Source organism: Candidatus Dependentiae bacterium, assembly GCA_018266175.1.
In the GTDB taxonomy this organism is placed as follows: Bacteria; Babelota; Babeliae; order Babelales; family RVW-14; genus JAFEAY01.
The window spans coordinates 1-2,523 of the sequence record JAFEAY010000013.1; the positions used below are offsets into that span (position 1 = coordinate 1).

Consider the following 2,523-nt stretch of genomic DNA (forward strand, 5'->3'; position numbering starts at 1 on the left):
ATTTTATATTTGTTTCTGCGATAGTATTGTACAATTAGATTGAAACACGACATCTCAAAATAATCGCTGATGCGTTTGGAATGATTGACGAACACTGCTTTAAAGCTATTCACAAAGCATTGACATTTTTCAACCATATCTAAATTGGTAACCACGTTAGTCATTATAACTGTGAAATCCTTGCTTGCCCCTGACCCTGTTAAAGATATTTGAAGATTTTTAAATTCTTTTGATGGAAACAATATTGAACTCAAGCCTGGACTTTCAATAAAAGGTCTATGAAAGTATAAATGCTGTTTTATAAATGGACGGTACATTGATGGAATTTTTTCCTTCGCATTATAGGAATGATGTATGTTGTTTTTCACATCTCTTCTTAAAGCACGTGTCCAACTAATTTTTTTCGGGTCAGCATCAACAACATCTTCCACTTCAATTTTCGGATTTGACGCATATTTTTTCTGGAAAGAAGCAACTTGATTATTGTAGAACTTAATAAATGAATACATCATTTCATCGATTAACTTCCCCGAGAAATTATACACCCAAGCGTCCCTATTTGAAGCGACACCAATTGCATAGGTATTAAAAAATGTGGGAGTTAAAACATCGAACTTCTTTTCAGGTTCTAAAGCTATAAAACTCCCAAAATTATCATTCCTCAAACTCAGCCAATCGCCGTGGTCGTTGGGCGCAAGGGTTTGCATAGGCAGGTGGGTAAAGGAACCATACTTGGCCACGATGCTCAGTTTTTTCTCACGGCTCAGGTAGTCGCCAATGTCGTGGTAATAAATGGTTGCTTTGGTATCTTCTTTTTGCTTGCTCATAATTTTGGGGCTTTAATCGCTGATTTTCAATGATTTTGATAATTTTTTTAGTATAATTCTTTGATATGACCAAATTTTTTTCTTGTATATTTACAGAAAGTGCATAACTTTGTGTCGGTTTTTATAGGCTCTATAACTCGCACCTTGCGGGGGTTGTCAGTATTGACACGAGGCTTATAAGAACTTTTTTTGTTTTTATACATATCCATCCGTTCTAAATTCGCTGGCATTTTCGATGCAAAAGGGATTGCCCCTATGATAATAATTTCCCATCTTTAGCTTGAATTTTTCTACATCATATACATCAATTATCAGGTTGTACCTGTGTTGTAAGGCTTTAAAGAAACGCTCTTCTTTTTGTACTATGTACCTATTCAATGCCCATAATAAATAATCTACAATGCTTAATTCTAATGTGTCTTCACTCCTTACAATGTCGAACTTGAATTTTATATCCTTTGATATCTTTCTGCGCTTATTATCCCTTTCGATCGCTTTACCAATTGCAGCACCTAAATGTTCCTGTGTACTTTTTTTCCTTGCCGATAAGAAAATCTGATATTGGCAATCCTCTTCCCTTAACCTGTCCTTCAACAAATGGTAAATAAGGTCAAAATAAAATTCTCTTTCGTTACTGTTGTGTTTGTTCTGAAATGTGCCTAATCTCTTTCTTCCAATAACGAAATAAGATTTGTAGCCTTCCAATTCCCTCAAAAGCTCAAAAAACTTTGACCTTATTTCTGAATGGTCACCCCTTGCGTGCAGATACCAATTTTCTTGTTTGAAGGAATGGATAGAATTATATAGTGGGTCATTTTTCAATCCATCAATGAAATTTGAAATTTTATCCTGGATACCTTTTTTATCTTCTAACATTATCATTCCTAAATTCAGATTGGGTTGAAATCCCCCTGAACCTACAAGCAATTTTTTGCCTGATGCATAGAACGAGCTATCGCCGCCCTCATCGATAAAACAGTATATCTTTTTTAATTCCGTCATTTAATATTTTCTATTCTGCAGTTGTTTCCAAAATGGAAATAACTGTTTTCTTCAAAGTTATTTGAATTTGTAAGCATTCTTTAGAAGTTGCAGCTAACGAGGTTTTCTCGGTGACTGGATGGGATTGATGCTTTTAGGCATATACTGGTTTTTTTACTAACAATGTAATGGCGATGGGTGTGCGGCTGCCGCTGCCAAAAATCTTTCCGCCTTCTTTGCGGCTCAGTTCGCCGCTGGTGCGTTGGTTGCCGCGCAGGTTGAAAACATAAATGGAAGAAAACTCCTTTTCAATTTCTTTGCGGAAACCATCTGTGCTATTGCCGTCCAACCAAGCGCCATTGCTCACAAAGCAGATAATGCCGCCATCTTTTCCCAAACGGTCGGTACTCCATCGAAAGGCTTTTATATAGGCATCGTACAATGATTTGTTTAGACCTGCGGAAGATGCTTTTGCATAAGTTGTGGCAATGCGGTTGTCCAATTTTGGATAGGACTGGTTTTGGGCATTGTCATTGGCCGACCGTTGGCCTATGGAATAAGGTGGGTTGCCAAAGATAATTCTCAGTGGTGCTTTTTGCTGTTGCTGTACCCGCTTGCTATTTTGAGGGAACATTTCATCAAATAGTTGTTCACCTGATATGGTTTCTCCTAACTGGAATGTATCGGTAAGGCAGATGCCGTCAAATGGTGTATA

2 protein-coding genes and 1 pseudogene are annotated in these 2,523 nt (G+C 37.2%); all 3 read right to left on the reverse strand.

Annotation, left to right across the window (positions count from 1 at the left end; all coding sequences use genetic code 11):
- Positions 1 to 827: hypothetical protein (locus JST56_03370; GenBank protein ID MBS1988009.1), on the reverse strand; the 827-nt coding region annotated here is incomplete at its 3' end.
- A gap of 195 nt (positions 828 to 1,022) precedes the next feature.
- A complete protein-coding gene (locus JST56_03375; protein ID MBS1988010.1) occupies positions 1,023 to 1,829 on the reverse strand; it encodes a hypothetical protein in 807 nt (268 codons plus the stop codon).
- A gap of 148 nt (positions 1,830 to 1,977) precedes the next feature.
- Positions 1,978 to 2,523 (reverse strand): annotated as a pseudogene (locus tag JST56_03380) (helicase).

What these genes read in the sequence shown, in the direction of transcription:
- JST56_03375 (MBS1988010.1), bottom strand. Translation starts at nt 1,829, where the DNA reads ATGACGGAATTAAAAAAGATATACTGTTTTATCGATGAGGGCGGCGAT.